Source organism: Collinsella aerofaciens, assembly GCF_040920445.1.
GTDB lineage: Bacteria > Actinomycetota > Coriobacteriia > Coriobacteriales > Coriobacteriaceae > Collinsella > Collinsella aerofaciens_BH.
In genome coordinates, this window is record NZ_JBCOTQ010000089.1 from 1 (window position 1) to 2934 (window position 2934).

Below are 2934 nucleotides of genomic sequence, written 5' to 3' on the forward strand. Positions count from 1 at the left end.
GCCCAGGGCCAGCTCCAGATTATTTTTGGCACTGGCACCGTCAATAAGGTCTACGACGAGTTCATTGCGCTCAGCGGCGTCGAGGCTGCCACCAAGGCCGAGGTCAAGGAGGCCGCGGCGCAGCAGCAGAACATCTTTATGCGTGCCATTAAGGTGCTCGGCGACGTCTTTGTCCCCATCATCCCCGCCATCGTGGCTTCGGGCTTGCTGCTGGGCATTATGAGCGCCCTCAACTTTATGGCCTCCAACGGCTTTATCGCGCTCGACACTAATAACTTTATTTATAAGATTGCCGACCTGGTCTCGGGAACGTCCTTTGGCATCCTGCAGATCCTGATCGGCTACTCCGCGGCTAAGGCCTTTGGCGCCAACCCGTATCTGGGCGCTGTCGTCGGCGGTGCGTTCATCAACTCCTCGCTGCAGAGCGCCTACACGGTTGCCTCCGAGGGCGTGCAGACCATGGTCACCGTCATTCCCGGCGTGTACAGTTTTGAGTGGGTTGGCTATCAGGGCCATGTGATTCCGATCGTCATCGCCTGCGCCATCCTCGCCTTCTTGGAGAAGCGTCTCCACAAGGTTGTCCCCGAGATGTTCGACCTCTTTGTAACCCCGCTCGTCTCGGTGTTCGTGACCGTGCTCGTGACGCTCGTTGCCGTCGGCCCCATCTTCGTGTGGGCCGAGAACGCCATCCTCGGTCTGATCCAGGCTCTGCTGACCCTGCCCTTCGGCATCGGTTCCTTTATCGTCGGCCTGTTCTATGCCCCCACGGTCGTTACGGGTATCCACCAGATGTACACCGCCATCGACCTGGGCCAGCTTGCTCAGTACGGCGTGACCTATTGGCTGCCCATCGCCAGCGCCGCCAACATCGCCCAGGGTGGCGCCGCACTCGCCGTTGCCTTTAAGACCCGCGATGCCAAGATCAAGGGCCTGGCGCTTCCTTCGGCCCTGTCCGCCTTCATGGGCATTACCGAGCCCGCCATCTTTGGTGTGAACCTGCGTTTCTTTAAGCCCTTCATCGCCGGCTGCATCGGCGGCGGTTGCGGTGCCCTGGTCTGCGCGCTCACTTCGCTGGCTGCCTCCGGCACGGGCGTTACCGGTATCTTCGGTATCCTGCTGTGCCTGGCCCAGCCCGTGCAGTACGCGATCATGTTTGCGGTCGCCGCGCTGGTTTCCTTTGCCGTCTCGTTTGTCCTGTACAAGGACGAGCCCAAGGCTTCCGAGCAGGCCTAAGAGCTTTTGATTGGGGAACACCCTCGGGCTGTATGCTCGTGGGTGTTCCCCGCATCAGGTGCCGATCTCTGGCGCCTTGTAACTTTCGATCCGTTAGGACTTTGATATGTCTAATGCACTTGGTCGCGACCTTGCAAAGCTGGTCGCCGCTGTTGACGCCGCCGCCTCTGAGTGCGGTCATGGCGCATATGGCCAGCGCTTCCATATTATGCCGCCGGCGGGCTGGCTCAACGACCCCAACGGTCTTTGCCAGGCAGATGGCGTATTTCACGCGTACTTTCAGTATGCCCCGTTTGACGTGAACGGCGGCGTCAAGATGTGGGGCCATGCCACGAGCCGCGACCTTATGAAATGGGAATATGTTGGTGCGCCGCTGCTTCCCGACGAGCCGTTCGACTGCCATGGCGTGTATTCAGGCTCGGCATTGGTCGAGGACGGTCGCATTCGCGTGCTCTATACCGGCAACGTTAAGCTCCCCGATGCTGACGGCGTCTTTGACTATGTCAACTCCGGCCGTCGCGCCGACACCGTGTATGTCGAGAGTGTCGATGGACAGACGTTCAGCCAAAAGCGCGTGGTGCTGGCGTCTGAGGATTATCCCGAGGATTTGACCTGCCACGTGCGTGACCCCAAGGTGTGGCGCGATGATGATGGGCGTTACCACATGGTGCTGGGCGCGCGTCGTCGCGTAGACGGGCCGCATGTCGAGAGCCGTTTTTGTGCGATGCACGGCGAGGGTGCCGGGCGTGATGTGGGCGAGATCCTGGTGTATGGCTCGGCCGATATGCTGAGCTGGGAGCTCGAGAGCCGTGTATCTACGCCCGGTCGCTTTGGATTTATGTGGGAATGCCCCGGCTATATCGAGCTCGATGCGAATGGCAATACCGCTGCATTTTTGTCGTTCTCGCCCCAGGGCCTCGAGGGCGGCCGTTGGGACCGCGGCAACGTATACGCTGCTGGCTACATGCCTGTAACGGGCGACATTGCCGGTGGTTACGGTGCCTATGAGCTGGGCGAGTTCCGCCTGTGGGACGCCGGTTTTGACTTCTATGCGCCGCAGGAGTTCACGGCCGAGGACGGTCGCCACATTCTGATCGGCTGGATGGGCATGCCCGATGAGCCAACCTATGGCAACGCGCCGACGCTGGTGGCGGGCTGGCAGCACTGCATGACGGTGCCGCGTGAGCTTACAGCCGGTGCTGGCGGCGTGGTGCTGCAGCAGCCGGCGCGCGAGATCGAGCGCCATTATGCCTCGGTGCGTGTGGGGGAGGGCTCGTTGGAGGTTGCCGGCGATACCTGCTTTGACGTTGTTGTCGACGGTGTCGACGATGCGTTTACCGCGACCGTTGATGGCGAGCTGAAGCTGGCGTTTGTGCCCGCCAATGGCGAGCTGCCCTCGCGCTTTGAGATGCGATTTACCGATGAGAGCTGCGCTTCTGCCGGTTGCGGTCGTACCGTGCGCTGGGAGCCCGTCGACGAGGTCCGTAACGTGCGCATTGTTGGAGATGTCTCGTCGGTCGAGGTGTTTGTGAACGATGGCGCGCTCGTGTTTTCGACGCGCATCTATCCCGAGACCTATGGCGTGACCGTTGACGCTCCGGGTGCGAGCGTGACCTATCATACGCTCAACATCTAGTCGATTCGTCGCATATCGGCGCTATACTGCAGCCGTTGCCCACGATGCGGGGAACACCCGTATCG

General features: G+C 61.0%; 2 protein-coding genes. Both read left to right on the forward strand.

Annotation, left to right across the window (positions count from 1 at the left end; translation table 11 throughout):
- Positions 1–1233 (forward strand): PTS transporter subunit EIIC (locus tag AB5405_RS09605; protein WP_368138324.1); only part of this gene is annotated, 1233 nt, incomplete at its 5' end.
- Between the two features lie 106 nt (positions 1234–1339).
- Positions 1340–2869 (forward strand): glycoside hydrolase family 32 protein, encoded by a 1530-nt coding sequence (locus AB5405_RS09610; RefSeq protein WP_368138325.1) that lies wholly within the window; start codon positions 1340–1342, stop codon positions 2867–2869.
- Positions 2870–2934: the final 65 nt, after the last annotated feature.

Bases quoted from the DNA above. Each gene is read 5' to 3' on its own strand.
- AB5405_RS09610 (WP_368138325.1), top strand. From the start codon at position 1,340: ATGTCTAATGCACTTGGTCGCGACCTTGCAAAGCTGGTCGCCGCTGTT.